The organism is Streptomyces vilmorinianum (assembly GCF_005517195.1).
In the GTDB taxonomy this organism is placed as follows: domain Bacteria; phylum Actinomycetota; class Actinomycetes; order Streptomycetales; family Streptomycetaceae; genus Streptomyces; species Streptomyces vilmorinianum.
The window spans coordinates 3,475,908-3,501,777 of the sequence record NZ_CP040244.1; the positions used below are offsets into that span (position 1 = coordinate 3,475,908).

Genomic DNA, 25,870 nt, shown 5'->3' on the forward strand with positions numbered 1-25,870 from the left:
CCGGCGCCCGCAGTCGCACCCCGGCACCGGTCCGCCGCGCACGCGATGGACCCCCGCCCCCTGCGTCCGGTGTGCACCATCTCCGTATCGGCGATGTTCCTGTGAGCGACGGGACGCGCGCCGCCGGGCCGCCCCGGACCGGACGCGGGGCCGACGAGCCCGCCATCGCTCTGCACGGCCTCACCAAGCGGTACGGATCGGTCGTCGGGATCGAGACCCTGTCGCTGACCGTGGGCGCCGGCGAGGTCTTCGGCTTCCTCGGCCCCAACGGGGCGGGAAAGACGACGACGCTCCGCTGCCTCACCGGGCTCCTCAGGCCCACCGCCGGCCAGGTGCGCGTCCTCGGCCTCGACCCCGTCGCCGACCACCCGAGGCTCGCGCCCGCGCTCGGCTATCTGCCCGGAGAGCTCCGGCTCTACCCCGAACTCACCGGCGCGCAGACACTCGACCTGCTCACCGCGCTGCAGGGGGCGCCGTCACCCCGCAGAGGGGAGCTGTGCGCCCGCCTCGAGCTCTCCGACAGAGACCTGCGCCGCCCCGTCCAGGGTTACTCCCGGGGGATGAAGCAGAAGCTCGGGCTCGTCCAGGCGCTGCAGCACGACCCCCGCCTCGTCGTGCTCGACGAACCGACCGAGGGTCTCGACCCCCTGGTCCAGGAGACGTTCTACGAGCTGATGGCGGAGGCGGCAGGGGCCGGGCGCACGGTGCTGCTCTCCAGCCACGTCCTGCCCGAAGTGCAGCGCGCCTGCGGCCGGGTGGCCATCGTCCGCGAGGGGCGGCTCGTCACCGTGGAGCGGGTCGCCGCGCTGCGCGAGGCCAGGGCCCGCAGGATCCGCGTCACGCTCGAAGGCGACGACCGGGGCGGCCGCCCACGGTCCCTCGGGCACGCGGACCGCTGGAGCCCGCGCTGGGAGGGCGACCGGGCCGAACTGCTGGTACCGCCGAGCGAGGTGATCGCCACGCTGCGTGGACTGCTGGCCCTCCCGGTCGTCGACATCACGGTGGAGGAGGCCGGCCTCGACGAGGCGTTCCTCGACCTCTACCGTGCCCGCGACCCCGCCCCCAGCCGTGCCCGCGACCCCGCCCCCGATCCCGACCCCGCCCCCGGAGAACCGCCGTGACCACCCGGTGGCCGCTCCTGTGGCTGGCCTTGCACCGCCGGCGGCGCATGCTCACCACCCTGCTGATCGGCATGGTGGTCTTCGAGGCGCTCATCGTCGTCGTGACGAACACGATCCCGCCCGGGCAGCTCTTCTCCGGCGGCGGCAGAAACCCGCCCTCGGCCTACCGGGCGTTCAGCGGATCCAGCGGGGACGTCTCGATCGCCAGCTACGCCGGGCTGCTCGGGGCGGGACTGACCCACCCCTTCTGGATCGCCCTGCAGCTCACGGTCATCGGTTCCCTGGCGGCCGCCGCCGTCGCCGCGGACGTGGAATCGGGCAGGATCGAGCTCGTCATGGTCCGGCCCGTCACCCGCGCCCGGCTCCTCGCCGAGCGCACCGCCGCACTCCTCATCGCCTCCGCCGCGCTGACCGCGGCCGCCACGCTGACCGTGGCGGCCGGTGTGGCGCTCTCCCCGGAGATCCACCGGGAGGTCGGCCTCGGCGGTGTGTTCGCGGCCGGACTCATGGGGTACGGCTTCGTCCTGTGCCTGATCGGACCGGCGCTCGCGGTGTCGGCGGCCGGCCGGCGACGCGCCCAGGTCCTCGGCGCGGTCGTCACGATCGGCGCGGTCGGGTTCGCCGTCAACTTCATCGCCCTCGCCTGGTCGCCGGCGGCGTCCCTGCGGTACGTCAGCCCGTTCCACTACTACACCCCGGGCGACGCCCTCGCGCAGGGCGCCGTCCTGTGGCCGCGCCTGGCGGTCCTGGTGGGCGTGGGCGCGGCCGGTCTCGTCCTGGCGCACCTGCTGCTCCGCCGCCGCGACCTGGCCCCCTGACCGTCCCGTCCCCCCGCCGCCCGGTGGCCGCCGCCCCTTGGGCCGGTCGGTCCCCCAGGGATGCGGCCCATCCGGCCCTCGCCGGCGGCCCCTTCGGCACTGCTCCTGCGAGACCCCCGAGGGGCACAGTGGAGACCGGACGCCGAACCGGATTCCCCGGCCGAAGAGGTGAGCACGATGGAGCGCACCCGGATCCCGACCCGCCCCCACCGGCCCCGTCGGCCCGTGCCGCTCGATCTGCGCACCCCCCGAGGCCGCCCGCTGCCCTACTGATCCTGCCGAGCCCTACCGACACCGAGCCCAGAGCTCCGGAGACCGCCATGGCACCTCTTCGACGCGTCGTACCGTTCACGGAACTCGGCCGACGGGACGTCGGCCGTGTGGGAGGCAAGAACGCCTCCCTGGGCGAGATGACCGCACAGCTCGGCGCCGCCGGGGTGCGGGTGCCCCCCGGCTTCGCCACGACGGCGGACGCGTACGACGAGGTGCTCGCCGGCCACGGGCTGCGCGCGCGGATCGAGGAGCAGATCGGGCGGCTGCACGACGGGGCCCCCTTGGACGAGGTCGGCGCCGCCATCCGGTCGTCGATGCTCGCCGCACCGCTGCCCGAGGCACTGGGCGCCGAGATCGTCGCCGCGTACGAGGATCTCGCGCGGGCGTGCGGGCGGGAGAACCCCGAGGTCGCCGTGCGCAGCAGCGCCACGGCCGAGGACCTCCCCGAGGCCAGCTTCGCCGGGCAGCAGGAGTCGTATCTGAACGTCCGCGGCCCCGGCCGGCTCCTCGACGCCTGCAGGCGCTGCTACGCGTCCCTCTTCACCGACCGGGCCATCGACTACCGCGAGCGCATGGGCTTCGACCACCTCACGGTCGCCCTCTCCGTCGGCGTCCAGCTCATGGTCCGCGCGGACCTGGCCGGAGCCGGCGTGATCTTCACCCTGGACCCCGAGAGCGGCTTTCCCGACGTGATCGTGGTGAGCGCCGCCTGGGGACTGGGGGAGACCGTCGTCAGCGGCCGGGTGGACCCCGACGAGTACACCGTCTTCAAGCCGAGCATGAAGGACCCGGCCCTGAACCCCGTGATCGACGTCCGGGTCGGCAGCAAGCGGCTCAAGACCGTGTACGCGGACGCCGGCCTGACCCGCACGATCGACACCCCGGACGCCGAGCGGAACCGACGCGTGCTCGACGACACCGAGATACGGACCCTCGCCGGGTGGGCGGCGGCCGTCGAGAAGCACTACGGCTGCCCCATGGACCTCGAGTGGGCCAAGGACGGCCTCACCGGCGAACTCTCGATCGTCCAGGCCCGCCCCGAGACCGTCCAGTCGCGCCGCCGCACCACCACGCTGCGCCGTTGCCGTCTGACCGCCGTGCCGGCGGCGCCGCTCGTCGACGGCATCGCCGTGGGCGAGGCCATCGGCCGCGGCCCCGTCGTCGCCCTCGACACCCCTGTCGATCTCGACCGTTTCCCGCCCGGCGGCGTCCTGGTCACCGGCATCACCGACCCCGACTGGGAACCGGTCATGAAGCGGGCCTCCGCGATCGTCACCGACCACGGCGGACGCACCTCGCACGCGGCGATCGTCAGCCGCGAACTCGGCGTCCCCGCCGTCGTCGGCACCGGCGACGCCACGCGCGTCCTGCCGGGTGTCCGCGAGGTGACCGTCTCCTGCGCCGAGGGAGAACGCGGCCGTGTGTACGAGGGGCTGCTCTCCTACGAGGAGTCCGAGACGGACCTGGAGACCCTGCCCACCACCCGGACCCGCGTCATGCTCAACCTGGCCGACCCTTCCGCCGCCTTCCGCTGGTGGCGGCTCCCCGCCGACGGAGTGGGCCTCGCCCGGCTGGAGTTCATCGTCGCCCACCAGGTGAAGGTCCACCCGATGGCGCTGCTGCACCCGTCGCGCCTCGACGCGCCGGACCGGCTCCTGATCGAGCGGCTCACCGAGGGGTACCTCGACCGGGGCGCCTACTTCGTCGACCGGCTGGCCCACGGCATCGCCCGGCTCGCGGCCTCGCGCTGGCCCGCCCCCGTCGTCGTACGGACCAGCGACTTCAAGACCAACGAGTACGCGAAGCTGCTCGGCGGCCGGCCCTTCGAGCCGGACGAGGCGAACCCGATGATCGGCTGGCGCGGAGCGAGCCGCTACTACAGCGAGGGCTACCGCGAGGGATTCGCCCTCGAATGCCGGGCGTTGCGGCGGGTGCGCGACGAGATGGGCCTGACCAACGTCGTCGTCATGATCCCCTTCTGCCGCACTCTCGGCGAGGCCGACCGGGTGCTCGAGGTCATGGCGCGGGAGGGACTGGAACGCGGCCGGAACGGTCTGCGGGTGTACGTCATGGCGGAGATACCGGCCAACATCATCCTGGCCGAGGAGTTCGCCGAGCGCTTCGACGGGTTCTCCATCGGCAGCAACGACCTGACCCAGCTGACCCTCGGCGTCGACCGCGACGCGGAGGCTCTCGCCGACATCTTCGACGAGGCCGACCCGGCGGTCACCCGCAGCATCCGGACCCTCGTCGACCGGGGCCACACCGCGGGCAGGCCCGTGGGCCTGTGCGGGCAACGCCCCAGCGACGACCCCGCCTTCACCGAGTTCCTGGTGAGCGCCGGCGTCGACTCGGTCTCGGTGGCCCCCGACAGTTTCGCCACGGTGAAACAGCACGTGGCGCACGCCGAAACACATCTGAGGAGCACGTCATGAGCGGAGCCAAGGCGGAACGCAGGCACAGCCTGTTCCCCGACTTCAACGACTGGTTCAACAGGGAGTTCCCCGGACTGCCCGGATGGCGCCCCGCCACCGCCGCCCACTCCATCCCGGTCGAGGTGACCAGCGGCGAGGGCGGATACGTCCTGCGGGCCGAACTGCCCGGAATGGACCCCGACAAGGACATCGCCATCACGGTCGACGACAACCTCATCACCGTGAGCGCGGAGCACGCCGAGAGCGAGGAGGACAAGGACCACTCCGAGTTCCGCTACGGATCGTTCCGCAGGACCGTACGCCTGCCGGCCCGGATCCCGGCCGACGACGTCGAGGCCTCGTACAAGGACGGCATTCTCACCGTCCGTGTCCCGATGCCCGCCGAGGAGACGCCGGCCGTGCGGACCGTTCCGGTGAAGCGGATCGGCCCCGCCCCCGGGGGAGAGGCGTCATGAACCCCCGCCCGGAGCGCATCAGGGCGCGGGCGCACCGCGTCGGAGCCGAACCCATCGCCACCCGCTGACGGACCCCAGGTCCGGCCGGGCACTCCCCGGAGGCGCGACATGATCCACCACGATCCATCGGGGCCCGAGTCCACCCCGTCCGGGACGAAGCCCACCGGACGAGCCGCCCCGATCCTCGTCACCGTGATCGCTCTGCTCTGCGGAGCACTCGCGGGCTGGATGGTGTGGAAGGCGGGCGTCGCGGCCGACCGTGAACTCGCCACCCACCGCCACCAGGTGACGGCGACCACCACCGAGCGGGCCAAGGCCCCGGCCACCACCGCCCGGTACGGCGCGGAGCCGCGGTCCACCGCGCCGGCCGTGTGGGAGTACCCCGACCAGGTCGGCCGGTCCGGCACGATCCAGGTGCCGCCCCGGACGCCCGAGGGTCACGCCCTGACGATCTGGGTGGACGACTCCGGCGAGCCCGCCCGCGCCCCGGGCGGCGCCGGCGAGCGCACGTTCGCCTCGCTCTCGGGCGGCATCGTGGCGACCGGCGCCGTGGCGGCGGTCGGCATCGGCGCCCTCGCCCTCGTACGACGGCGGACCGAGGCACGCAGCCTCGCGGCCTGGGAACGCGAGTGGGAAGTGGTGGAACCGGTGTGGTCCGGCCGGCTGCCCCGGGGCAGCGGCCCGGGGACGGGCGATGACTGACCCCTCCACGAGCCGCACCGCCACGGAGCGGAGCACCCCACCCGCGGCGCCCACCGACCCCCCGGGCATCGACCCGAGCGAGCCGCTGCCCAGGCCCGGAGGGGTGCGTCGGTCCAGAGGCCGAGCGCCGTGGAGACCCTGGGCCGACGGTCACGCCACGGAACCGGGCCCCCACGGTTTCGCCGGCCGGTCCGGGCCGGGTGTCTCCGTGGCCGTCTCCGTACCGCCCTGGTCGAGCCGGAAGGGCGGGTAGGCGTCCGTCATCAGGCCCGCGTAGGCGGCGACCCGCAGCACCCAGCGGTTCAGGCCGATCAGCAGGACGAACAGGTCACGCGGATACGTGCCGGTGAAGGCGAGCGCGAAGGCCGCGATGACCGCGAGCAGCATGATCAGACCGCCGCCCCACCAGGCGGCCCGTGACCCGCCCGTGAAGAAGGCGATCACGAGGTAGTGAGGGATCGCGAGCAGCCACCACTTGACGAGGACGAGCGAGCGCGAGAGCCGCTCCGGGTAGGCGATGTCCAGCCGCGCCGGGTAGTCGGGTTCCGGTCCCAGACTGAACGGCGGGTAGCGGTCGGTGGCCAGAGCGCTGTACCCGTAGTACGAGACGCGCCACGACCAGCGCAGCACGCCGAGGTTGAAGTCGAACAGGCCCCGCGGGTAGCGCTCGGTGAACAGGACGGCGAAGAACGCGATCACGGTGATGACGAAGAACGCGATCCAGAGGAACAACAGCACGAACCAGTGCGGGATGAGCAGAACCCACTTGACCAGCCACAGCCAGCGGGACAGCGGGGTGTCGAGTTCGGCCGTCACCGCGACCGGAGGGTACGAGTACGGGGACGGGGTACGGGGTTGATCCATGATCGTCACTTCCTCGTCAGGTCGTCGTCTTCGTCTTCGTACTGGAGCCGGTCGACGACCCCCACGACGCCGTCGACGCTGTTGCAGAGCCTGAGGATCACCGGTACGAGGCTGCGGCGCCGGACCGTGCCGCTGAGGGTGACCCGGCCGTCCGTGACCTCCACCGAGAGGGCCGAGGGGCTGAGCCCCAGGGTCTGGGTGACCACGTCCTCGACGATCTCCTCCTGGATGGCCCGGTCGCGGCGGAGGAAGAGCTGGACGAGGTCGCTGCGGCTGAGCACGCCGACGAGCCGGCCGTCGTCGTCGACGACGGGCAGGCGCTTGACCTTCGCCCGCTCCATGACGCGGGCGGCCCGCACCACGCTCCACTCCGGGCGGGCGACGACGGCCGGGCTCGACATGAGCGACCCCGCCGTGTCGGGGCCGGTCCCGGCGGCGCGCCGGCGGACCAGGTCCGCCTCTGAGACCACGCCCAGCGGCCGGTTCGACTCGTCCACCACGCACACCGCGGTGATGTCGAACTCGTCGAGGAGCCGTGCGATCTCCTTGAACGTCGTGCCCGCCACGACACTGACGGCCGTGGGCGTCATGAGATCCGCGACGCTGCGGTGCCTCATCGCTCGTCACCTTCCCGCGAGATCGCCCGGCGCCCCCCCTCTCAGGATCACCCCCTTCCACCGCCCCGGCGAGGGCCGTCCGGCCCCCCGGACTCCGACGGACCGGAGCTCCGGGCCCGCCCGTGGTCGCTCGCGTACGCCGCGAAGACCTGGTCGGGGCCCCCTTCGGTCCGCAGAAAGCGCTCGTCGAGGACGACGGCCAGATCGTCCAGCGCGGTACGCAGCACCGACGCGGAGAGCCGGACATCCGGGTGACGCGCACGCGCGGCCTGTCCCGCGAGGCCGGCCGTGTAGCCGAGCTGCTCGGCCAGGGACGTGTTCTCGTCACCGTCGTAGAAGTAGTACGACTCCGCGTACTGCATGAAGTCGACGGTGGCGACCGAGACGGCCGAGGCGAGACCGTCCAGGAGCGCCGCACCGCCGTCCGAGTCCAGCGCCTCGGCGCCGGCCCGGCTGCGCCGCACGTGGGACAGACGCAGCGCCAGCGCTCGGCGGCGGGCCAGTGCCGGGTAGATGCCGAGGATCCACGACACGGTCGCCGACAGCAGGACGAAGCCCACCAGGGCCTCCATCGGAGCGAACACCCGCAGCCACCCCGAGGCGGGCGCGATGTCTCCCAGACCGAGCGTGGCGAGGGTGACCAGCGAGATGTACAGCGCGTCCACCGGGCCCGCGTGCTCGGACGGGACGAGCCCCGTCGCGTACGAGAACCGCTCCGGCATGTGGGGCCAGTAGATGAGCGCCCATCCCACCGCGACGGTCAGCGCCCAGACGGCGACGACCGTCACCATGCCCAGCGGGCCCACCAGTCCTGCGGGGCGCCGCCGCACGCCGAGACGCATCGACAGCCGCCACATCGACATCATCACGAGCCGGCTCAGACCGCCGTGCCGGGTCGGGTGCCAGAGCGTGTGGAACACGTCCCGCAGGATGAACAGGACCAGGACAGCGCCCACCAGCATCGAAAGCCACGTCATTCGACCAGCCCTTCCCGTTCTCGACGGGAGTCTCCCGCCCCCCGCCGACGATCTCAGCCCGCCGGAGGCCGGGCCCGGGCCCGATCGGTCCCCGCTCCGGGCCGTTCGGCTCATGCCGACAGCGGGGCGGCGGTGCCAGCGTCGAAGGAGGACCGGAGGACGTCGGACCACGCAGCCGAGGAGGCCGCCATGAAGAGCCTGGACGGGCGGGTAGCCCTGGTCACCGGGGGCGCCCGGGGGATCGGCGAGGCCGTCGTACGCGCGTTCGTCGACGAAGGCGCCTCCGTCGTGATCACCGACGTACTGCGGGAGGAGGGCCGGGCCCTGCGGGAGGAGATCGGCGCGGCGGCACTCTTCTGCGCGGCGGACGTGACGAGCGAGGCCGACTGGGCCTCCGCCGTCGCCGAGGCCGAGCGGGAGTTCGGTCCCGTCTCCCTCCTCGTCAACAACGCGGGCATCGTGGAGTTCGGCTCGATCGAGGAGACCGACCCCCGGACGTTCCACCGCGTCCTGGACGTCAACCTCGTCGGCCCGTGGCTGGGCATGCGCGCCGTCGCACCGTCGATGCGCCGCGCGGGCGGCGGGGTGATCCTCAACGTGTCGTCGACGGCCGGCCTGATGGGGTACGCGTCCCTCGGCGCGTACGTGGCCAGCAAGTGGGGCCTGCGCGGACTGACGAAGGCCGCCGCACTGGACCTGGCCCGCGACGGCATCCGGGTCTGCTCCGTCCACCCCGGTCCCATCAGCACCCCCATGACCGCCGGCATGGACGAGTCCATCACCGTCGACCAGCCCATCGCCCGCTTCGGCACCCCCGAGGAGGTGGCTCGCATGGCGGTGTTCCTGGCCGCCGAGGCCACCTACTCCACGGGCTCGGAGTTCGTCGTCGACGGTGGTGCCACCACCGGCAGCATGATGCTGGCCGCCTCGGCCGACTGACCCGTCACCGCTGATCCGTCACCGCTGACCCGTCACCGCCCGGCCGCCGTCCGCGCCTCGATCCGGTGCCGTACGACCGTCGTCAGCGCCGCCAGACGCGTCGACACCCCGGGCACCGGCCCCTCGGGGCCCTCGATGCGCCGGGCGGTCTCCGGCAGCCGCGCGAGGTCGGCCTCGAAGCGGCCGCGCGCGGCGTCCAGGGTGTCCGGCGGCTGCGTGCGCAGCCCGCCGCGCATCACGGTCCGCAGCAGCGGCTCCGTGCCCTCGGGCGGCTCCTCGTTCGCGAGACCGATGACGTCCCGCAGACCGGGACCGCGGAAGACCTGCTTCGGGCCCGGAGCCGTCACCTTCGCCGAGGAGAGCTTCATGACCGGCCGCCCGTCGTACTCGACCAGCTTGTACGCCGCGTCGAGGTACGGGGCGTCGGCGGCCACGCCGACCCGCGTCCCCACGGCGAACACGTCGATCGGGGCCCCGTCCCGTACGAGGGCGGCGACGGCGTACTCGTCCAGGCCTCCGCTCGCGATGATCCGCACGTCCCGCAGGCCCGCCGCGTCGAGGGCGGCCCGGGCCCGGTGGGCGAGCGCCCCCAGGTCGCCGCTGTCGAGGCGGATCGCGCACCCCGGACCGCGCCCCAGGTCCGTCAGGACGCGCGCGGCCGTCGCCACCCCCTGGTCGGTGTCGTAGGTGTCGACCAGAAAGGTGACCGGGCCCGGGTGGGTGCGGGCGAACGCCCGGAAGGCGTCCTCCTCGGAGGCGAAGGACTCGATGTACGAGTGCGCCATGGTGCCCGAGGCGGCGATGCCGTAGCGGCCGGCGGCGGCGACGTTGCTGGTGCCGGCGAAGCCGACCAGCGCGCAGAGCCGCGCCGCCTGCATGCCGGCCTCGGGCCCGTGGTCCCGGCGCAGCGAGAAGTCCACCAGGGGCCGCCCGGAGGCCGCGAGCACACACCGTGCGGCCTTGGCGGCGACCGCCGTCTGATGGCAGACGAGGGACAGCAGGTACGTCTCCACGAGCTGGGCCTGGGGCAGTGGCGCGGTGACCTCCAGGAGCGGCTCACCGGCGAGGACGAGACGCCCCTCCGGGACCGCGCGGACCTGCCCGTCGAAGGAGAGGCCCAGGAGCGGGTCGAGGTCCTTCGCGGGCCGCCCCAGGGCCTCCGCGAACTCCTGGACGTCGGAGCGGCCCACCCGGAACCGGGACAGGTAGTCCAGGGCGGGTTCGAGCCCCGCGGCGACGAGGAATCCGCGGCCCGGCGGCAGGTCGCGGACGAACAGGCTGAAGGTGGCCGGCGCCCGCATGTCCTCCCGCAGGTACGAGAGCGCCATCGTGACCTCGTACAGGTCGGTGGTGGTCACCTGGGACATGCTTCGAGCATGCGCGGCCGGCCGGCGTCCCGCACGGGGGCGGGGCGGGACACGTCTATCCCCGGTCCGCGGCGGTGAGCACGCACCGTACGTCCACCACGCCCTCGACGGCCCGCGCGAGGCGCGCCGCGAGCGGGATGAGCGCCCCGTCACGCACCTCACCGGAGAGGGTGACGACCCCGGCGTCGACCCGGACCGCCACCTGCCGGTGCGAGAGCGGGAACAGGTGCTCGACCACCTCGCGTCGCACCTCGGCCGCGAGCTCGTCGTCGGAGCGCAGGAACACCTTGAGGAGGTCGGCCCGGCTCACGATGCCCTGGATCCTCCCCTCCGCGTCGACGACCGGCAGCCGCTTGACGCGATGGGCGGCCATGAGGCGGGCGGCCCGGGGCAGGGACGCCTCGGGGGTGACGGTGACGGCGGGCGAGGTCATGAGGCCCTCCGCCCTCCGGGATCCGGCCTTCGCCGTGGCGTCGAGACGGCGCATCTGCTCGACGAGACCGAGGCGGTGGTCGTGGAACTCCTCCTTGAGGAGCAGATCCGCCTCCGAGACCACCCCGACGACCCTGCCTTCTCCCTCGACCACGGGGACGGCCGTCACCTTCCACCGCTCCATGGCGGCGACGATCTCCTTGAAATCCGCGCCGGGCAGCACGGCGACGACCTTCTTGGTCATGACATCGGCGACGGTGAACGGCTGTGGGGTCATGGCTCTTTCCTCACCGGGCGCAGGGCCGGAGGTTCCTCCTCCCCCAGCATCCCGCCCGCCGACGGGCCGAGGGAGGGCCTCGCGGGTCACCCCGCGGGGCCCGAAGGGCCCGTGTCAGCGGACCAGAACGGCCTCCCCCGAGCGGGGGACGACGGCCGTCCAGCCCAGCTCGCGGTCGATGCGGTCGCGCAGCGCGGCCGAGGCGGCCTCCTCTCCGTGGACGAGGTAGGTGGTGTGCGGGGCAGGAGCGCCGCGCAGCCAGCCCACGATCTGCCCGGCGTCGGCGTGCGCCGAGAAGTGCGGCACGTCGGCGATCTCGGCCCGGACCGGCACGTACTCGCCGAACATCTTCAGCGCCCGGGCCCCGTCCACCAGGTCCCGCGCCCGGGTGCCCGCCGCGGCGAAGCCCACCACGACCACGGCGTTGCGCGGGTCGGGCAGCAGCCGGCGCAGGTGGTGCAGGACGCGCCCGCCGGTGGCCATGCCGGCCGAGGAGACGATGACGGCGGGCCCGTGGGTGCTGTTGATGTCGACGGACTCCTGGACCGTTCGGGCGGCCAGGAACGGCTCGGGGCTCAGCGCGGCCCCGCCCCGGTCCAGAATCTCGGGCCGCAGCTCCGCCGACCGCTCGCGTACCGCGTCCCGGTACACGTCCAGGGCCGCGAGCGCCATGGGACTGTCCACGTACACGGGAACCGACCGGGGCAGCACGCCCGAGTCGCGCAACCCGGTCAGCTCGTGCAGGACGACCTCCGTACGGTCGATCGCGAAGGCGGGGATCACGACCGTGCCGCCCCGCGCGAGGGTCCGCGCGATCACCGAGGCGAACTCCGAGCGGGCGGACTCCTGGTCGTGGCGCCGGTCGCCGTACGTCGACTCCATCAGCAGCACGTCCGCACCCGAGAACGGCTCCGGCGGCAGCAGGAGCGGATGCCCCGGCCGCCCGAGGTCGCCGGAGACGGCCAGGGTGTGGCCGTCCTCCAGCGTCAGATGCGCCCAGGCCGAGCCGAGGATGTGCCCTCCGTGGTGCAGCGTCAGCCGGTTGCCGGCCATGATCTCGACCTCCGCGCCGACCGGTACGGGATCGAAGAACGTGAGCGTCTTGTCGACGTCGGAGTCGTCGTACAGCGGCTTGGCCGGCCGGTGCTTGGACCAGCCGTGCTCGTTGGCGTGCCGGGCGGCCTCCATCTGGAGGCGGGCGCTGTCCCGCAGCACGACCCCGGCCAGCCGGGCGGTGTGCGCGCTGGTGAGGATCGGGCCCCGGAAACCCTGCCGGACCAGGCGCGGAAGGTAGCCGCAGTGGTCCAGATGCGCGTGGGTGACGACCACGGCGTCGACGTCGGCGGCATCACGGGCGAACCGTTCCCAGTTGCGGCGCCGCAGGTTCGCGAAACCCTGGAAGAGACCGCAGTCGACAAGGATCCGGGCATGGTCGCTCTCCACGAGGAACTTGCTGCCGGTGACCGTCCCCACGCCGCCGAGGAAGCTCAGCAGAGCAGGACGCGGCGCGGCGGGGGCGTGGATCGGGGCTTCCGCTGGCATGGGCCGGCCCTCCTTCGAGACACGGGCCGGTGTCACCGGCCCCGCCTCCACCCTCACACCGGCGCGACCGCGCGGCATGGGCCCGACGGGACCCCTCGTGGGGCCCGAACGGCCCCTGCGCCGCACACCCGGCCGGCCTGAGGATGGCCTGGCGTGGGACCGCACCGAAGGAGGAAGGCCGGGTCATGACGACACTCGCGCCCCGGGGAACGGGGCATACCGCAGTGCGGGGCGGGCGCCCATGAAGGCGCGAGGCCCGGCCGGACGGCCACCGCGGGGGGTCGTCCTGGACACGGACGGCGTACTGCTCGACTCCGCACGCCTGCATGCCGCCGCGTGGAAGACCGCGTTCGACGCGTGCCTGCCGCTCCTGGCCCCGACGGGGGCGAGGCAGCGGCCCTTCGACGCGGAGACGGAGTACCGGCGGCTCGTCGACGGCAGGTCCCGGTACGACGGGGCCGATGCCTTCCTGCGCGCCCGAGGCATCACCCTCCCGTCCGGAGAGCCCGGCGACCCGGCCGGCTGCGACACCGTCTGGGCCGTCGCGGCACGCAAGGAGCAGGCCTTCGGCGAAGCGCTGCGTACCGACGGCGTCGTGGGCTTCGCCGACGTGACACCCGCGCTCACCGCGCTGCGCGCCGCCCGGGTGCCCCGCGCCGCCGTGTCCGCCTCCCGGCACGCCGGGGCGCTGCTCCGGGCCGCGGGCCTCGACGCCCTGTTCGACGTGGTGGTGGACGGCACGGACGCCGCCCGGCTCGCCCTGCCCGGCAAACCCGACCCCGCGCTCTTCCTACGGGCGGCCGGCCTCCTGGGCACGGCCCCCGCGCACACCGCCGTCGTCGAGGACGCGTCCGCCGGAGTGGAGGCCGCCCGCCGGGGGAGGTTCGGACTCGTCGTCGGACTCGACCGCACGCCCGGCCGCCCCCGCGCCGACGCCCTGCGGGAGGGGGGCGCCGACCTCGTCGTGGGGGATCTCGCCGAGCTGGTGGAGCGGGTGTGGGGAGCGTCGACGTGAGCACCGCGTGGAGCTGGGAGTACCACTCCTACGATCCACAGCGGGAGCGCCTGGTCGAAGCGCTGTGCACCCTCGGCAACGGCAGGTTCGCCACCCGGGGCGCGGCGCCCGAGACCTCGGCGGACGCCGTCCACTACCCCGGGACCTATGCGGCCGGCTGCTACGACCGGCTCACCTCGGTCGTCGCGGGCCGGCAGGTCGAGAACGAGGATCTGGTCAACCTGCCGAACTGGGCCCTGCTGCGCTACCGCTGCGTGCCCGACGACGGCCCGCCCGGTCCCTGGCTGACCCCCGACAGCGAGGGACTGCGTCACTACGGCGTCCACCTCGACCTGCGCACCGGAGTGCTCACCCGGCGCATGCTCTTCGAGGACGGTCACGGCCGGGGACTGCGTGTCTCCCACATCAGGATCGTGCACATGGGCGACCCCCAGCTCGCCGCGCAGCGCTCCATCTTCCGCGCCTACGGCTGGAGCGGAGCCGTCGAGGTCGAGTCCCGGCTCGACGGAGCCGTCACCAACGCGGGCGTGGAGCGCTACCGCGAGCTCGACGGCCGCCACCTCACCGACCACCGCACGGGCATCGCCCCCGAGGGAGTCGCCTGGCTGTCCTGCCGTACCGTCACCTCCGGCGCCCTGATCGGGCTCGCCGTCCGCACGGTCACCCGGCCCGCGCTCGCGGCCGACGCGGCGTGCGCGAAAACCGGAACCACGCAGAGCTACCGGCTGCCGGTCGGGCCCGGACGCTCCGCGACGGTGGTGAAGACCCTCGGGCTGCACACCTCGCTCGACCGTCCGACCGCCGATCCGCTCGCCGCGGCCGTCGAGCACGTGACCCGCGCCCCCGCCTTCCCCGCGCTGCTCGCCGGCCATCGCTCGTCCTGGCAACGCCTCTGGGAACAAGCCGAGTTGCACGTACCCGGCGAGGCGGGCCGGATCCTGCGCCTGCACCTCTTCCACCTCCTGCAGACGATCTCCCCGCACACCGCCGAGCTCGACGCCGGGGTCCCCGCCAGGGGGCTGCACGGTGAGGGGTACCGGGGCCATGTCTTCTGGGACGAGCTGTTCGTCCTGCCGTACGTGACCCTGCACTTCCCCGAGGTGGCCCGCGCGCTCCTCATGTACCGTCACCGCCGCCTCCCGGCCGCGAAGGCCGCCGCACGCCTGGCCGGCGGACAGGGGGCCATGTACCCCTGGCAGAGCGCGAGTTCGGGACGCGAGGAGACACAGGCCCTGCACCTCAACCCCCGCTCGGGCCGCTGGCTGCCCGACCACTCCCACCTCCAGCGCCATGTCGGCTCGGCCGTCGCGCTGAACGCATGGCGGTACGCACAGGCCACCGGGGACCGCGGGTTCCTCCACTCCGCGGGGGCCGAGATCCTGCTGGAGGTCGCGCGCTACTGGTCCGGCGCCGCGGTCTTCGACGCCGGGCGCGGGCGCTACCGGATCCGTGGAGTCGTCGGCCCCGACGAATACCACGACGCGTACCCGGGCGCCGCGACCCCCGGCATCGACGACAACACCTACACCAACGTGACGGCCGCGTGGGTGCTCGCCCGGGCGGTCGACCTGCTCGGCGAACTGCCCGGCGGGCGACGCGAGGAGATGATGGAACGCCTCGGCCTGGACGGCGAGACGCCGGAGCACTGGGAGGACGTCTCCCGGCGCCTCCACGTGCCCTTCCACCACGGAGTGGTCAGCCAGTTCGAGGGCTACGGAGACCTGGAGGAGCTGGACTGGGAGCACTACCGCGCCCGCTACGGGAACATCCGCAGACTGGACCGGATCCTGGAGGCCGAGGGCGACACGGTCAACCGCTACCAGGCCTCGAAGCAGGCCGACACGCTCATGCTCGGCTACCTCTTCAAGCCCGCGGAGCTGTACGGCCTCTTCGCCCGGCTCGGGTACGCGGTCGACGACGAGGTGTGGCGCGCCACCGTCGCGTACCACCTGCGGCGCACCAGCCACGGCTCGACGCTCAGCAGCCTGGTCCACGGCTGGGTGCTGGCCCGTCAGAAGGGGACCGAGGCCTGGGACTTCTGCCAGGAGGCCCTGCTGGCCGACGTGGCCGACGTCCAGGGAGGGACGACGGGCGAAGGGATCCACCTCGGCGCGATGGCGGGCACGATCGACCTCGTCGAGCGCGGGATCACCGGCCTCGAAGCAGGACCGGACGGGCTCCACGTCGCCCCGGTGGCGCTGCGGGAGATCCCCCGGTTCGCCTTCACCCTCTGCTTCGGCGGTCACCGGGGGGTACGCCTGCGGATGCTCCCCGGGCGGCTCGGCGTGCGCGTGCCGGCCTCGCCGCTCGGCCCGCTCACCGTCGTCCTTCCCGGGGAACGGCGGGTCACCGTCGCCCCCGGGGAGGAGCGCTGGTTCCGGCTTCCGTGAACCGGCCGCGCCGCGTGCTCACGGCACGAGGTCGGGGCGCGTGGTCGGGCCGCGTGGTCGGGGCCTCGGACGAAGCGCGCCGGGCCTCAGACGAAGCTGAGGACCTCGGAGACGGGCCGCCGGGGGGTGGCCCGGGTCTCGGGGCCGTATCCCAGGCGGATGACCATGTGCACGAACCCCATGGCGGAGCTCGGATCGCGTGCGAGGGAACGGAGTTCGGGCCACTCGAGCGGCTGCGACATGAGCGAGGTGGACAGACCGTCGAGGGTGGCCCGGAGCAGCACCCGCTGCATCGCCTGGCCCGCCCTCAGCCAGTCCTCCGGCGAGTCCTCGGCCGTGCCGAGCAGGACGAGCTGCGGCCTCTTCTCGAAGACGGCCGAGGGCCGGCCGGGCGTCTGGCGGGGGGAGTCGAAGTCGCGTACGGGGGAGGTCACGTCGTACTGCCGGGGGCCGAAGGCGTACGAAGGGACTCCCTCGGTCCCCGGGCCCTCGCCGGCCGCGCCGGTGCGCGTCCAGGACGCGATCTCCGCGCGGATCGCCGCGTTCGTGGCCTCGAACATCTCGGAGTCGTGGACGAGGTCGAGGACGGTGTCGGTGTGCCAGGCGCCGGGAACGACCAGCCGGCAGCCCTCCAGGAGGGCCGCCGAACAGAGCCCGTCGAGCAGCTCGGAGGGGATGCGCTCCTCGGAGAACGGGAAGCGGCTGGTGTGCCGTCGCGTCAGGGCGGGGTACAGCTCCGCCAGATCGCGGTCCTCGGCGTCGGGCTCGCGCAGCGTCGCGTCGGCGAGATGCCAGGGGTCGTCCCGGTCCGGCAGCAGCCGGATGTCGGCGTACCGGTCGCGGTGGGCGGCGGCGACCCGGAGGCTGAGCAGAGCGGCGCCGCAGCCGAGATGGAGGGCGCGGTGCTCGGGGTCCTCGTGCGGCATCGTGCGGTCGGGATCCCCGTACAGCTCGACGGTGTCGGTACCGGTCCGGTGGACGAACTTCCAGGGCTGCGCGTTGTGCATCGAGGGTGCCGTGACGGCGTCCTCGATCAGCGAGGTGACGAGCTGCCGGGTCAAGGCGATGGTGGACACGGATCGTCCTGTCTCTCGAGGGTTACCAGGGCATGTCGTGTGCGGCGCGAGCCGGGGGCGTGAGCTGCGAGTCGTCCACGCGCGCGGACAGCCGGTCCACGACGGCGACGACTCCGTCCATCCGCTCGGTGAGCTTGAGGATCATCTGGACCTGGCTCCGCCGCTGGACGCGGCCGCCGAGCGTGACCACCCCGTCCAGGACGTGCACGTCCACCGCGTCGCCGGGCAGGTCCATGGCGTCCGTCAGGACGTCCTCCTGTATCCGGCGCCGGATCTCCGGGTCCGGACGCAGGAAGACACGCAGCAGATCCCGCCGGGTCACGATCCCGACCAGCCGCTCCTCCTCGTCGACCACCGGCAGCCGCTCCACCCCACGCCGCACCATCAGCCGCGCCGCGTCCGCCACCGTCTGTTCGGCGTGGATCGTGACGGCCGGGGCGGTCATGACGTCGCGGGCGATGAGCGCCCGCCGGGCCAGAAGATCGCTCTCGGAGACGACGCCGAGGACGCGGTCGTCCTCGTCCACGACGGGAACGCCGCTGATGTCGTGCTCGGCGAGCAGCTTCGCCACGTCCCTGAACGAGGTCGAGGGGACGGCGGAGATCACGTCGTCCGTCATCAGGCCGCCGACCTTCATCTGCTTCATCGCCGCCTCCTGACTCGACGGTCTCCTGACTCGACGATCCGGACGCCGGGCCGTCCGGGAGTCCCTCGTCACCACGGTCCCTCTCACGCCACCGACCGGCGAGGGGCCGAACGGTCCACCACCGGGCCATTAGGGCCCGAGCCGACCGCCTTCCAGCCCCCCGGTAGGACCTTTGGCCCCTCCGTTGCCCCCTGCGGCCCTCCGCCCGCCCCCGTTCCGCTGCCAGGGTGAGGACAGTGCCCACCGGCCGGGACAGGAGGCACCATGGCGACGAGGCCAGCGGCGGGCCGTGCGCCCGAGGCGGCGCGGGAGCCGGCCGGAGTCACCGGAGTCACCGGACGCGCCGGGCTCACCGAGGCGGAGGCCGCCCGCCGGCTCGCCGACGCGGGACCCAACGAGGTGGCGGCGAGGAAGCCCGTACGTCTGCACAGCAGGATCCTCGCCCAGCTGCGCGACCCCCTGATCATGGTGCTCCTCGGCGCCGTCACGCTCACCCTCGCGATCGCCGACCACGCCGACGCGATCGTCATCGCCCTCGTGATCGTCGTCAACACGACCGTGGGCGTGGTCCAGGAGGTCCGGGCCGACAACGCCGTGGCCGCCCTGTCCGCCCTCTCCGCGCCGCACGCGCGCGTGCGGCGGGACGGCGCGGTCCGTGACGTGCCGGCCGCGACGGTCGTCCCCGGAGACGTCGTCCTGCTGGGGGAGGGGGACATCGTGGCCGCCGACGCCGTCCTCGCGGAGGCCTCCGCCCTCCTCCTCGACGAGTCCATGCTCACCGGCGAATCGGTCCCGGTGGACAAGGACACGGGGGCCTCGCTCAGCGCGGGAACCGTCGTCGTCCGGGGCCGGGGCGTGGCCACGGTGACGGCCACGGGCGCGTCCAGCGCGCTCGGCCGTATCGCGGCCCTGCTGGACGACCGGCGCGAGCCGACCCCGCTGCAGCGCCGTCTCGCCTCCCTCGGCCGCGTCCTCGCCGTCGTGACGCTCGCCCTGTGCGTGCTGGTCTTCGCGCTCGGCCTCGTACGCGGGCTCCCGCTCGGCACGATGGCCGTGACCGCCATCAGCCTCGCCGTCGCGGCGGTCCCCGAGTCCCTCCCCGCCGTCGTCACCCTGGCCCTGGCTCTCGGCGCCCGCCGCATGGTGGCCCGGAACGCCCTGGTGCGACGGCTGCCCGCGGTGGAGACGCTCGGCTCGGTGTCCGTCCTCGCCACCGACAAGACCGGCACGCTGACCGAGGGACGCATGGTCGTCCAGCACGTCTGGACGCCGCGGGGCAGCGTGGAGCTCTCGGGCGTCGGATACGAACCCGTGGGGGAGGCTCTCGTCGCCGGCCGGCCCGCGCACGGGGACGAGCTGGAGCCCGTGACGGAGCTGCTGACGGTGACGGCCCTGTGCAACGACGCCACGCTCCGGCCGCCCGACAGGACGACGCCCGACGGCCGCTGGGCGGCCCTGGGCGACCCCATGGAGGCCGCCCTGCTCGCCGCCGCGGCCAAGGCCGGCTGCCCGGAACCGGCGGAACTGGCCGGAACGCGCCCCCGCATCGGGGAGGCACCCTTCGACAGCCTCCGCAAGCGCATGACCACCCTGCACAGCGCGGAGCGCGATCAGGTGCTGGTCTGCCTCAAGGGCGCGCCCGAAGCGGTCCTCGACCCCGCCGTTCTCCTCGACCTCCCGGACGTCCTCGACGAGGCCCGCCGTGAGGCCGCCCGCCTGGCCGCGCACGGCTTCCGCGTCCTCGCCGTGGCCTCGGGTGTACGGGACGACCTGCCGAGCCCCGTGAGCGGGGCGGAGACGGGCCTCGCCCTCCGCGGCCTCGTCGCCCTCAGCGATCCGCCCAAGCCCCATGCCGCCGCGACCCTCGCCTCGTGCCGGGCGGCCGGCATCACCCCCGTCCTCATCACCGGCGACCACCCCGCGACGGCGCGAGCCGTGGCGTCCGGCATCCAGCTCCTGGGCGACGGCCACGGCGGCGACGGCGACGGCGACGGTGGCGACGGCGGTGGCGGTGGCGGTGGCGACCGTGGCGGTGAGGGCGACGGCCGCGTCGTGACCGGGGCGGACGTGGCGGCGGGGCGCGTCGCCGACCTCACGGCCGTCCGGGTGTTCGCCCGTACCGACCCCCAGCAGAAGCTGGACATCGTGGAGGCCTGGCGGGCCCGGGGCGCCGTGACCGCCATGACCGGCGACGGAGTCAACGACGGACCCGCCCTGCACCGGGCCGACATCGGCGTCGCCATGGGCGCCCGGGGCACCGAGGTCGCGCGGCAGGCCGCCGACCTCGTCCTCACTGACGACGAACTGTCGACGGTCGTGTCCGCCGTCGAGGAGGGCCGCCGCGTCTACGACAACATCCGCCGCTTCCTCGTCTACGGGATGGCCGGCGGCGCCGCGGAGATCCTGGTCATGCTCATCGGCCCCCTGCTGGGACTCCCGCTGCCCCTGCGGGCCGGCCAGATCCTGTGGATCAACCTCCTCACCCACGGCCTCACCGGCGTCGCCATGGGAGCCGAACCGGCGTCCCCAGGAGCGATGCACCGCCCGCCACGCCCTCCGGACCAGCACATCCTCGGAGGCGGCGCCTGGCAGCGCCTGCTCCTTCTCGCCGCCGTCGTCACCGCGGCCTCCCTCGGCGCGGGACTCTCCGCCAGGGCCCTGGACCTCCCCTGGCAGAGCGTGCTCTTCCTGGCGCTGCTCGCCGCGCAGCTCGGTGTCGTCCTGGGGCTCCGTGCCCGACTCCTGACCAGGGAGAACCCCTTCCTGCCGCTCTCCGTCCTCGCCTCGGCGCTCCTCGCCATGGCAGCGCTCCACGTGCCCTTCCTGAGCGCGGTCCTGGAGACGGAGCCACTGGGCTGGCGGGCGACCGGTATCGCCCTCGCCTGCGCGCCCGCCGGATTCCTGGCAGCCCGTTTCGCCCGCACCGCCTTCCACCACGAAGGTTCGACAGGAACAGGCGGGGCATCCGCACTACGGTGAAGGGTGCGCGCCGCCCGCGCGTGCGTCCGTTCGATGCCACCGGAGGCCCCCATGGGGCGGGACACCCCAGAGTCCGCGGACCCCAGACTGCCGCGGCTCCGACTCGACGAGCTGCTCGACGAGCTCCAGGTGCGCATCGACGAGGTGCGCGGCACCAGGGACCGGCTCAACGGCCTCCTCGAAGCCGTCATGTCGGTCGGCCGGGAACTGGACCTGCCGCACGTGCTGCGCCACATCGTGGAGGCGGCGGTGACCCTCGTGGACGCCGAGTACGGGGCCCTGGGCGTCATCGGCGACGACCAGAAGCTCTCCGAATTCGTTCCCGTCGGCATCGACGACGAGGTACGCGGGCGGATCGGCGCCCTGCCCTCCGGACACGGCCTGCTCGGCGAGCTGATCCGCAACCCCCAGCCCCTGCGACTGACCGAGCTGTCCGAGCACCCCGCCTCGTACGGGTTCCCGGCCCACCACCCCCCGATGCACTCGTTCCTCGGCGTGCCCATCCGGGTCCGCGACGAGGTCTTCGGCAACCTCTACCTCACCGAGAAGCGGGGGGCGGCGGACTTCGACGCCGAGGACGAGGCCGTCGTGACGACCCTCGCCGTCGCGGCCGGCATCGCCGTCGAGAACGCCCGGCTCTACGAGGAGGGCCGGCTCCGGCAGCGCTGGCTGGCCGCCAGCTCCGACCTCACCAGCGCCCTCCTCTCCGGCGCGGAGGAGTCCCAGGTGCTCGACGGGATGCTGGAACAGGCCGTGGACATCGCGGACGCGGACATGGGGGTCTTCTACCTGGTGGGAACGGGCGGGGAGCTGCGGGGCTCACTGGCCCGGGGCGAGGGCGCCGACGCGCACCGGGGTGTCGTCCTGCCCAGCAGCGAAGGGACCCTGGCCGCCACGGCACTCGCGGAGGAGGAGGGCCTGGCGAAGGTGGCGGACGTCGAGAACGACGAGCGGGTCACGGTACGGCCGGAGCGATGGAAGGGTTTCGGGCCGGCGGTGGCCGTCACGGTCGGCACCAAGGAGCGGCTCAGCGGCGTGCTGATCCTCGCCCGCCGTCGCGAACGGTCCTCGTTCGCCGACGCCGAGATCGCCCCGCTGCCCGGATTCGCCGGACACGCGGCACTGGCGCTCGAACTGGCCGAACGGCGGCGCGATGCCGAGCAGGTGATCCTCCTGGAGGACCGCGACAGGATCGCCCGCGACCTGCACGACCTGGCGATCCAGCGCCTGTTCGCCACCGGCATGACCCTGCAGAGCGCCCGGCGGTTCGTCGAGCACCCGGAGGCGGCGGACCGGCTGAACCGTGCCATCGACGACCTGGACGCCACCATCAAGATCATCCGTTCGACCATCTTCGGCCTCCGGGAGCACGACACCCCCGGCTCCGCCCCGAAACTCAGGAACCGCGTGGTCAAGGCGGTGGACTCGGCGACGGCGACGCTCGGATTCGCCCCCGCGCTGCGGATGGAGGGCCTGCTCGACACGGACGTGCCACCGCACGTGGCCGACGAGGTGATCGCGGTCATCGGGGAGGCACTCACGAACGTGGCCCGGCACGCGGGGGCCCACCGGACGGAGGCGTCGGTCGTCGTCGAGGACGGCGTGCTCACGGTGATGGTGAGTGACGACGGTGTCGGCATCACCCAGGTCGGGAGGCGCAGCGGGCTGCGGAACCTGACCGTGAGGGCCGAGCGGCTGGGCGGCGAACTCTCGGTGACGGCGCGCCCCCGTCCCCGCCGGGGCACGGTCCTGGAGTGGCGGGTTCCGCTGCCGTCACCGGACGAGTGAGCGCCTTCCTCCCCGTACGTCCCCTCACGTGCCCTCGGAATCGTGTTCGTGGGCCTGGGCGGCGATGACGGCCGCCTGGACACGGCGTTCCACCCCGAGCTTGCCGAGCAGCCGCGAGATGTGGTTCTTGACGGTCTTCTCCGACAGATAGAGCTGCTTGGCGATCTGCCGGTTGGTGAGCCCCTCGCCGATGAGGTCGAGCACGGACCGCTCCCGCTCCGACAGCGCCGCGAGCCGCTGGTCCTCCGGCGGCTTCGCGACCTCGGGATCGCGGAGCGAGTGCATCAGCCGGGCGGTGGTGGCCGGGTCGAGCATCGACTGGCCCGTGGCCACGGTCCGTACCGCCGACACCAGGTCGGACCCCTTGATCTGCTTGAGGACGTACCCGGAGGCACCGGCCATGATCGCGTCGAGGAGAGCGTCCTCGTCGTCGAACGAGGTCAGCATCAGACAGACCAGCTCAGGCATCCGCGAGCGCAGCTCCCGGCACACGGAGATGCCGTCGCCGTCCGGCAGTCGTACGTCGAGTACCGCCACGTCAGGGCGCAGCGCGGGCCCCCGGGCCAGCGCCTGTTCCGCCGTCGAGGCCTCACCGACCACGAGCATGTCGGGCTCGTCGTCGATCAGGTCGTGAACACCCCGGCGGACGACCTCGTGATCGTCCACGAGGAAGACCCGCGTGGGTGTGGTGGCTGCCTCTGGATCGGACATGGAGACCCCTGTGATCGGTCGGGCACGAACCCACCCCCACAAGGATTGTCCGCCAAGGATCGCCTCCACGGGCGCCTCACGCGGCGTCGAGATCCATACGGACGTCGACGACCCCCTCCACGGCCCGCACCGCGCGGGCCAGGAGCGGCACGAGACCCCGGTCGGCGAGCGCGCCCCGGACGACGGCCACACCCTCGCTCACCGTGACCTCGAGACCCGCCGGAGCGGCCGGTTCGCTGAACACGGAGAGGCGGATCTCCTCCTCGATCTCCGCGTCCGAACGGAGGAACACCTTCAGCAGGTCGCTCCGGCTGACGACCCCCTCCAGCATGCCGACGTCGTTCACCACCGGCAGGCGCTTCACCCGCCGTGTGGCCATGATCCGTGCCGCTTCGGCGAGCGTCGCGTCCGGGTGGACGGTCACGGCCGGGCTGGACATGAGCTCCCCGGCCCGCAGGGCCCCGGCCTTGGCCGCCGCGTCGTACTCGTCCGGGCGGGGCTCGTCCCGCCGGAACTCCTCCTTCGGCAGCAGATCGGCCTCCGACACGACCCCGATGACCCGTCCCTCCCCTTCCAGCACGGGAACGGCGCTCACCTTCCACTCGTCCATGAGCGCGACGATCTCCTTGTAGGGCGCGTCACGGCCGATCGCGATGGCGGTGTGGGTCATGACGTCGCTGACGGTGTAGCGCGAGGCGGGCATCACGGTCTCCTGGCGTCGGTGGGATCTACAGTCCGCTTCCGTGCGGGGCGTACAGGTCCAGCAGGCGTACCCGGGCGGAGAAGAGACGGTGGGCGAGCATCTGTCCGACGATGTGCCCCAGCGCCGAGCCGAAGCTCGGGTCGGCGTCCATCATCATCCGTACGGTCGCCGCGTCGTACTCGTCCGCCCGGACGCGCGTCATGGCCTCGGCACCGAAGTGCCAGCGGTACGGCTCGAACAGCCACGACCAGCCGAGCATCTCGCCCGCGTCGACGCTGTCGATCACGGCCGGCCGCTTGCCGGGCACCTGGACGTCCAGCGTGACCGTCCCCGTCCGGATGATCCAGAACCGGTCGGCGTACCCGCCTTCCTCGAACAGTCGCGTCCCTTCGGGGAAGTCCACCGGGTGCGCGCACTTCATCAGACGTTCACGGTGGTCCGCGGACAGAGCCGCGGTGAGCCGTGGGGGCATACGAGTGCTCATCGGGGGCCTCCTCATCGGTGTCCGCTCCCAGTCTCTGCGCAGGACAGGGGCGGGGGGAGGGCCGGATGGCCCCCTTCGGGCCCCTCTCGGGCTCCGTCCGGGGCCGGCCCGGCCCCGATCAGCCCCGCGCCCGCGGGGGCCCCGCCTCCGTACGAGGGGACAGCAGGCCGTCGAGGCCGTGGCGGCGCTCGCCCAGGACCCGCTCGCAGACCGCGGCCTCCGCCGCCGCGCCGAACACCTCGGCGATGTTCCCCGACCGCCGGCGGGCCACCGCGGCGTCGGTATCGGCGGCCACCAGGTCGGCGTTGACCGCCGCGGCGGCCTTCACGCCCGCCGCGGCGGCGGCCGGCACCCCGTCCATCACGTCGGCGACGTTCCCGGCGACCCAGACGCCGGGAACGGACGTCATCCCGGAGGCCTGCGCCTCCACCTGGTTCCCGATGCCCATCGGATGCTCCGCGGCGGCCAGGTCGAGACCCGCGAGCACCTCGTCACGTGCCTCGAAGCGCGGGGCCACCGCCAGGGCGCGCAGCGGGAAGCGCCGGCCGGACGCGAGGCGCACCCCGGCCAGGCGGTCGTCCTCGACCTCGACGGCGGCGACCTCACCCTCCACCACGTCGATGCCGCGCGCGGCCAGCTTCTCCCACTCCTCCTCGGCGAGGTCGCCGGCGGTGTGCCGGAACAGCGTCACGCGGTCCGACAACTGGCGAAAGAGCAGCGCCTGATGGACCGCCATCGGGCCCGTGGCAAGGACCCCGATGGGCTCGTCCCGCACCTCCCAGCCGTGGCAGTACGGGCAGTGCAGCACGTCCCGCCCCCAGCGCTCCCGCAGCCCGTCGACGTCGGGCAGCCGGTCGGCGAGCCCGGTGGCCACCAGCAGGCGCCGCGCGCGGTAGCGGCGGCCCTGTGCCGTCTCCACGAGGAAGCCGTCGCCGTCGCGCCGGGCGCTCACCGCCCGGTCGGTGACGACCCGGCCGCCGTACGCCTCGACCTCCGCGCGCCCCGTGCGCAGGAGCTCGCCCGGGGCGATGCCGTCCCGGGAGAGCAGCCCGTGCACGCCCGAGGCGGGCTCGTTGCGCGGCTCGCCGGAGTCGACGACCACGACCGACCGCCGTGACCTGGCCAGCGTCACCGCGCCGGACAGGCCGGCGATACCGCCACCGACGACCACGACATCTACTTCACTGGGGTTGTTCGCGATCTGAGTCATACCGGCAAGCTTTGCCCGGCCACCCCCGATCGGCAATCCGACTTGCCGG

The 25,870-nt window shown here is 73.5% G+C and carries 22 protein-coding genes; 10 read left to right on the plus strand and 12 right to left on the minus strand.

The window, feature by feature from the left end; all coding sequences use genetic code 11:
• The first annotated feature begins 101 nt into the window (after positions 1 to 101).
• The 5 genes from FDM97_RS16310 (at position 102) to FDM97_RS16330 (ending at position 5,804) form a co-directional block, all read left to right on the plus strand.
• On the plus strand, positions 102 to 1,121 hold the full coding sequence (locus FDM97_RS16310; protein ID WP_175439139.1) for an ABC transporter ATP-binding protein: 1,020 nt from the start codon (positions 102 to 104) through the stop codon (positions 1,119 to 1,121).
• Positions 1,118 to 1,939 carry an ABC transporter permease subunit gene (locus tag FDM97_RS16315; protein WP_175439140.1) on the plus strand — a complete coding sequence of 274 codons (822 nt, stop codon included), beginning with the start codon at positions 1,118 to 1,120 and terminating at the stop codon, positions 1,937 to 1,939. Before FDM97_RS16310 ends, FDM97_RS16315 begins: the two co-directional genes overlap by 4 nt.
• Before the next feature lie 320 nt (positions 1,940 to 2,259).
• Positions 2,260 to 4,647, plus strand: a complete 2,388-nt coding sequence (gene ppsA / locus FDM97_RS16320) for a phosphoenolpyruvate synthase (RefSeq protein WP_137991132.1) — start codon at positions 2,260 to 2,262, stop codon at positions 4,645 to 4,647.
• Complete coding sequence (locus tag FDM97_RS16325) at positions 4,644 to 5,102, plus strand: Hsp20/alpha crystallin family protein (RefSeq protein ID WP_137991133.1); 459 nt, start codon at positions 4,644 to 4,646, stop codon at positions 5,100 to 5,102. The genes ppsA and FDM97_RS16325 overlap by 4 nt, the downstream gene beginning before the upstream one ends.
• Positions 5,103 to 5,210: 108 nt before the next feature.
• Positions 5,211 to 5,804 (plus strand): Rv1733c family protein, encoded by a 594-nt coding sequence (locus tag FDM97_RS16330; RefSeq protein WP_137991134.1) that lies wholly within the window; start codon positions 5,211 to 5,213, stop codon positions 5,802 to 5,804.
• A gap of 150 nt (positions 5,805 to 5,954) precedes the next feature.
• Here FDM97_RS16330 and FDM97_RS16335 read toward each other — a convergent pair whose 3' ends face one another.
• From FDM97_RS16335 to FDM97_RS16345, 3 genes are read right to left on the minus strand one after another with little or no spacing between them, the layout of a single operon-like run.
• Positions 5,955 to 6,668 carry a DUF4389 domain-containing protein gene (locus FDM97_RS16335; RefSeq protein WP_137991135.1) on the minus strand — a complete coding sequence of 238 codons (714 nt, stop codon included), beginning with the start codon at positions 6,666 to 6,668 and terminating at the stop codon, positions 5,955 to 5,957.
• A gap of 5 nt (positions 6,669 to 6,673) precedes the next feature.
• Positions 6,674 to 7,285, minus strand: a complete 612-nt coding sequence (locus FDM97_RS16340) for a CBS domain-containing protein (RefSeq protein WP_137991136.1) — start codon at positions 7,283 to 7,285, stop codon at positions 6,674 to 6,676.
• Positions 7,286 to 7,332: 47 nt separating this feature from the next.
• Entirely contained in the window at positions 7,333 to 8,262 is a 930-nt protein-coding gene (locus tag FDM97_RS16345; RefSeq protein WP_137991137.1) for a potassium channel family protein, read from the minus strand.
• A gap of 189 nt (positions 8,263 to 8,451) precedes the next feature.
• Between FDM97_RS16345 and FDM97_RS16350 the strand changes: the two genes are divergently transcribed.
• Positions 8,452 to 9,201 (plus strand): SDR family NAD(P)-dependent oxidoreductase, encoded by a 750-nt coding sequence (locus FDM97_RS16350; protein ID WP_137991138.1) that lies wholly within the window; start codon positions 8,452 to 8,454, stop codon positions 9,199 to 9,201.
• Positions 9,202 to 9,233: 32 nt separating this feature from the next.
• Here the strand turns inward: FDM97_RS16350 and FDM97_RS16355 are convergent, their stop codons facing one another.
• From FDM97_RS16355 to FDM97_RS16365, 3 genes are all read right to left on the minus strand, one after another.
• On the minus strand, positions 9,234 to 10,568 hold the full coding sequence (locus FDM97_RS16355) for a nicotinate phosphoribosyltransferase (protein WP_137991139.1): 1,335 nt from the start codon (positions 10,566 to 10,568) through the stop codon (positions 9,234 to 9,236).
• Between the two features lie 55 nt (positions 10,569 to 10,623).
• Positions 10,624 to 11,277, minus strand: a complete 654-nt coding sequence (locus tag FDM97_RS16360; RefSeq protein WP_137991140.1) for a CBS domain-containing protein — start codon at positions 11,275 to 11,277, stop codon at positions 10,624 to 10,626.
• A 114-nt stretch (positions 11,278 to 11,391) separates the two neighbouring features.
• Positions 11,392 to 12,819, minus strand: coding sequence for an MBL fold metallo-hydrolase RNA specificity domain-containing protein (locus FDM97_RS16365; RefSeq protein WP_137991141.1), 1,428 nt, complete (start codon positions 12,817 to 12,819; stop codon positions 11,392 to 11,394).
• A gap of 241 nt (positions 12,820 to 13,060) precedes the next feature.
• Between FDM97_RS16365 and FDM97_RS16370 the strand changes: the two genes are divergently transcribed.
• Together FDM97_RS16370 and FDM97_RS16375 are read left to right on the plus strand one after the other, a co-directional pair.
• Positions 13,061 to 13,834, plus strand: coding sequence for an HAD family hydrolase (locus tag FDM97_RS16370; RefSeq protein WP_137991142.1), 774 nt, complete (start codon positions 13,061 to 13,063; stop codon positions 13,832 to 13,834).
• Positions 13,831 to 16,224, plus strand: coding sequence for a glycoside hydrolase family 65 protein (locus FDM97_RS16375; protein WP_137991143.1), 2,394 nt, complete (start codon positions 13,831 to 13,833; stop codon positions 16,222 to 16,224). Before FDM97_RS16370 ends, FDM97_RS16375 begins: the two co-directional genes overlap by 4 nt.
• A gap of 86 nt (positions 16,225 to 16,310) precedes the next feature.
• Here the strand turns inward: FDM97_RS16375 and FDM97_RS16380 are convergent, their stop codons facing one another.
• Positions 16,311 to 17,300: an Acg family FMN-binding oxidoreductase gene (locus tag FDM97_RS16380; protein ID WP_254705619.1), complete on the minus strand. Its 990-nt coding sequence runs from the start codon at positions 17,298 to 17,300 to the stop codon at positions 16,311 to 16,313.
• Positions 17,301 to 17,322: 22 nt separating this feature from the next.
• A complete protein-coding gene (locus tag FDM97_RS16385) occupies positions 17,323 to 17,946 on the minus strand; it encodes a CBS domain-containing protein (protein WP_137991144.1) in 624 nt (207 codons plus the stop codon).
• Positions 17,947 to 18,210: 264 nt separating this feature from the next.
• On the opposite strand from FDM97_RS16385, the gene FDM97_RS16390 reads away from it, so the two are divergent.
• Positions 18,211 to 20,925: a cation-translocating P-type ATPase gene (locus FDM97_RS16390; protein WP_137991145.1), complete on the plus strand. Its 2,715-nt coding sequence runs from the start codon at positions 18,211 to 18,213 to the stop codon at positions 20,923 to 20,925.
• Between the two features lie 51 nt (positions 20,926 to 20,976).
• Entirely contained in the window at positions 20,977 to 22,713 is a 1,737-nt protein-coding gene (locus FDM97_RS16395) for a sensor histidine kinase (RefSeq protein ID WP_137991146.1), read from the plus strand.
• A 24-nt stretch (positions 22,714 to 22,737) separates the two neighbouring features.
• Here the strand turns inward: FDM97_RS16395 and FDM97_RS16400 are convergent, their stop codons facing one another.
• The 4 genes from FDM97_RS16400 to FDM97_RS16415 all read right to left on the minus strand — a co-directional run bounded on the left by FDM97_RS16400 (position 22,738) and on the right by FDM97_RS16415 (position 25,821).
• Positions 22,738 to 23,424 carry a response regulator gene (locus tag FDM97_RS16400; RefSeq protein WP_137991147.1) on the minus strand — a complete coding sequence of 229 codons (687 nt, stop codon included), beginning with the start codon at positions 23,422 to 23,424 and terminating at the stop codon, positions 22,738 to 22,740.
• A gap of 76 nt (positions 23,425 to 23,500) precedes the next feature.
• Entirely contained in the window at positions 23,501 to 24,127 is a 627-nt protein-coding gene (locus FDM97_RS16405; protein WP_137991148.1) for a CBS domain-containing protein, read from the minus strand.
• 25 nt (positions 24,128 to 24,152) lie between these two features.
• Positions 24,153 to 24,611 (minus strand): Crp/Fnr family transcriptional regulator, encoded by a 459-nt coding sequence (locus FDM97_RS16410; RefSeq protein ID WP_137991149.1) that lies wholly within the window; start codon positions 24,609 to 24,611, stop codon positions 24,153 to 24,155.
• A gap of 118 nt (positions 24,612 to 24,729) precedes the next feature.
• Positions 24,730 to 25,821, minus strand: coding sequence for an NAD(P)/FAD-dependent oxidoreductase (locus tag FDM97_RS16415; protein ID WP_137991150.1), 1,092 nt, complete (start codon positions 25,819 to 25,821; stop codon positions 24,730 to 24,732).
• Between the last annotated feature and the right edge of the window lie 49 nt (positions 25,822 to 25,870).

Excerpts from the sequence above, each read along its gene's own strand:
- FDM97_RS16345 (WP_137991137.1), bottom strand. The coding sequence starts at position 8,262 with ATGACGTGGCTTTCGATGCTGGTGGGCGCTGTCCTGGTCCTGTTCATC.
- FDM97_RS16415 (WP_137991150.1), bottom strand. The coding sequence starts at position 25,821 with ATGACTCAGATCGCGAACAACCCCAGTGAAGTAGATGTCGTGGTCGTC.
- FDM97_RS16330 (WP_137991134.1), top strand. The coding sequence starts at position 5,211 with ATGATCCACCACGATCCATCGGGGCCCGAGTCCACCCCGTCCGGGACG.
- FDM97_RS16355 (WP_137991139.1), bottom strand. The coding sequence starts at position 10,568 with ATGTCCCAGGTGACCACCACCGACCTGTACGAGGTCACGATGGCGCTC.
- FDM97_RS16335 (WP_137991135.1), bottom strand. The coding sequence starts at position 6,668 with ATGGATCAACCCCGTACCCCGTCCCCGTACTCGTACCCTCCGGTCGCG.
- FDM97_RS16405 (WP_137991148.1), bottom strand. The coding sequence starts at position 24,127 with ATGCCCGCCTCGCGCTACACCGTCAGCGACGTCATGACCCACACCGCC.
- ppsA (WP_137991132.1), top strand. The coding sequence starts at position 2,260 with ATGGCACCTCTTCGACGCGTCGTACCGTTCACGGAACTCGGCCGACGG.
- FDM97_RS16390 (WP_137991145.1), top strand. The coding sequence starts at position 18,211 with ATGGCGACGAGGCCAGCGGCGGGCCGTGCGCCCGAGGCGGCGCGGGAG.
- FDM97_RS16400 (WP_137991147.1), bottom strand. The coding sequence starts at position 23,424 with ATGTCCGATCCAGAGGCAGCCACCACACCCACGCGGGTCTTCCTCGTG.
- FDM97_RS16395 (WP_137991146.1), top strand. The coding sequence starts at position 20,977 with ATGGGGCGGGACACCCCAGAGTCCGCGGACCCCAGACTGCCGCGGCTC.
- FDM97_RS16325 (WP_137991133.1), top strand. The coding sequence starts at position 4,644 with ATGAGCGGAGCCAAGGCGGAACGCAGGCACAGCCTGTTCCCCGACTTC.
- FDM97_RS16350 (WP_137991138.1), top strand. The coding sequence starts at position 8,452 with ATGAAGAGCCTGGACGGGCGGGTAGCCCTGGTCACCGGGGGCGCCCGG.
- FDM97_RS16410 (WP_137991149.1), bottom strand. The coding sequence starts at position 24,611 with ATGAGCACTCGTATGCCCCCACGGCTCACCGCGGCTCTGTCCGCGGAC.
- FDM97_RS16360 (WP_137991140.1), bottom strand. The coding sequence starts at position 11,277 with ATGACCCCACAGCCGTTCACCGTCGCCGATGTCATGACCAAGAAGGTC.
- FDM97_RS16340 (WP_137991136.1), bottom strand. The coding sequence starts at position 7,285 with ATGAGGCACCGCAGCGTCGCGGATCTCATGACGCCCACGGCCGTCAGT.
- FDM97_RS16370 (WP_137991142.1), top strand. The coding sequence starts at position 13,061 with ATGAAGGCGCGAGGCCCGGCCGGACGGCCACCGCGGGGGGTCGTCCTG.
- FDM97_RS16365 (WP_137991141.1), bottom strand. The coding sequence starts at position 12,819 with ATGCCAGCGGAAGCCCCGATCCACGCCCCCGCCGCGCCGCGTCCTGCT.
- FDM97_RS16385 (WP_137991144.1), bottom strand. The coding sequence starts at position 17,946 with ATGAAGCAGATGAAGGTCGGCGGCCTGATGACGGACGACGTGATCTCC.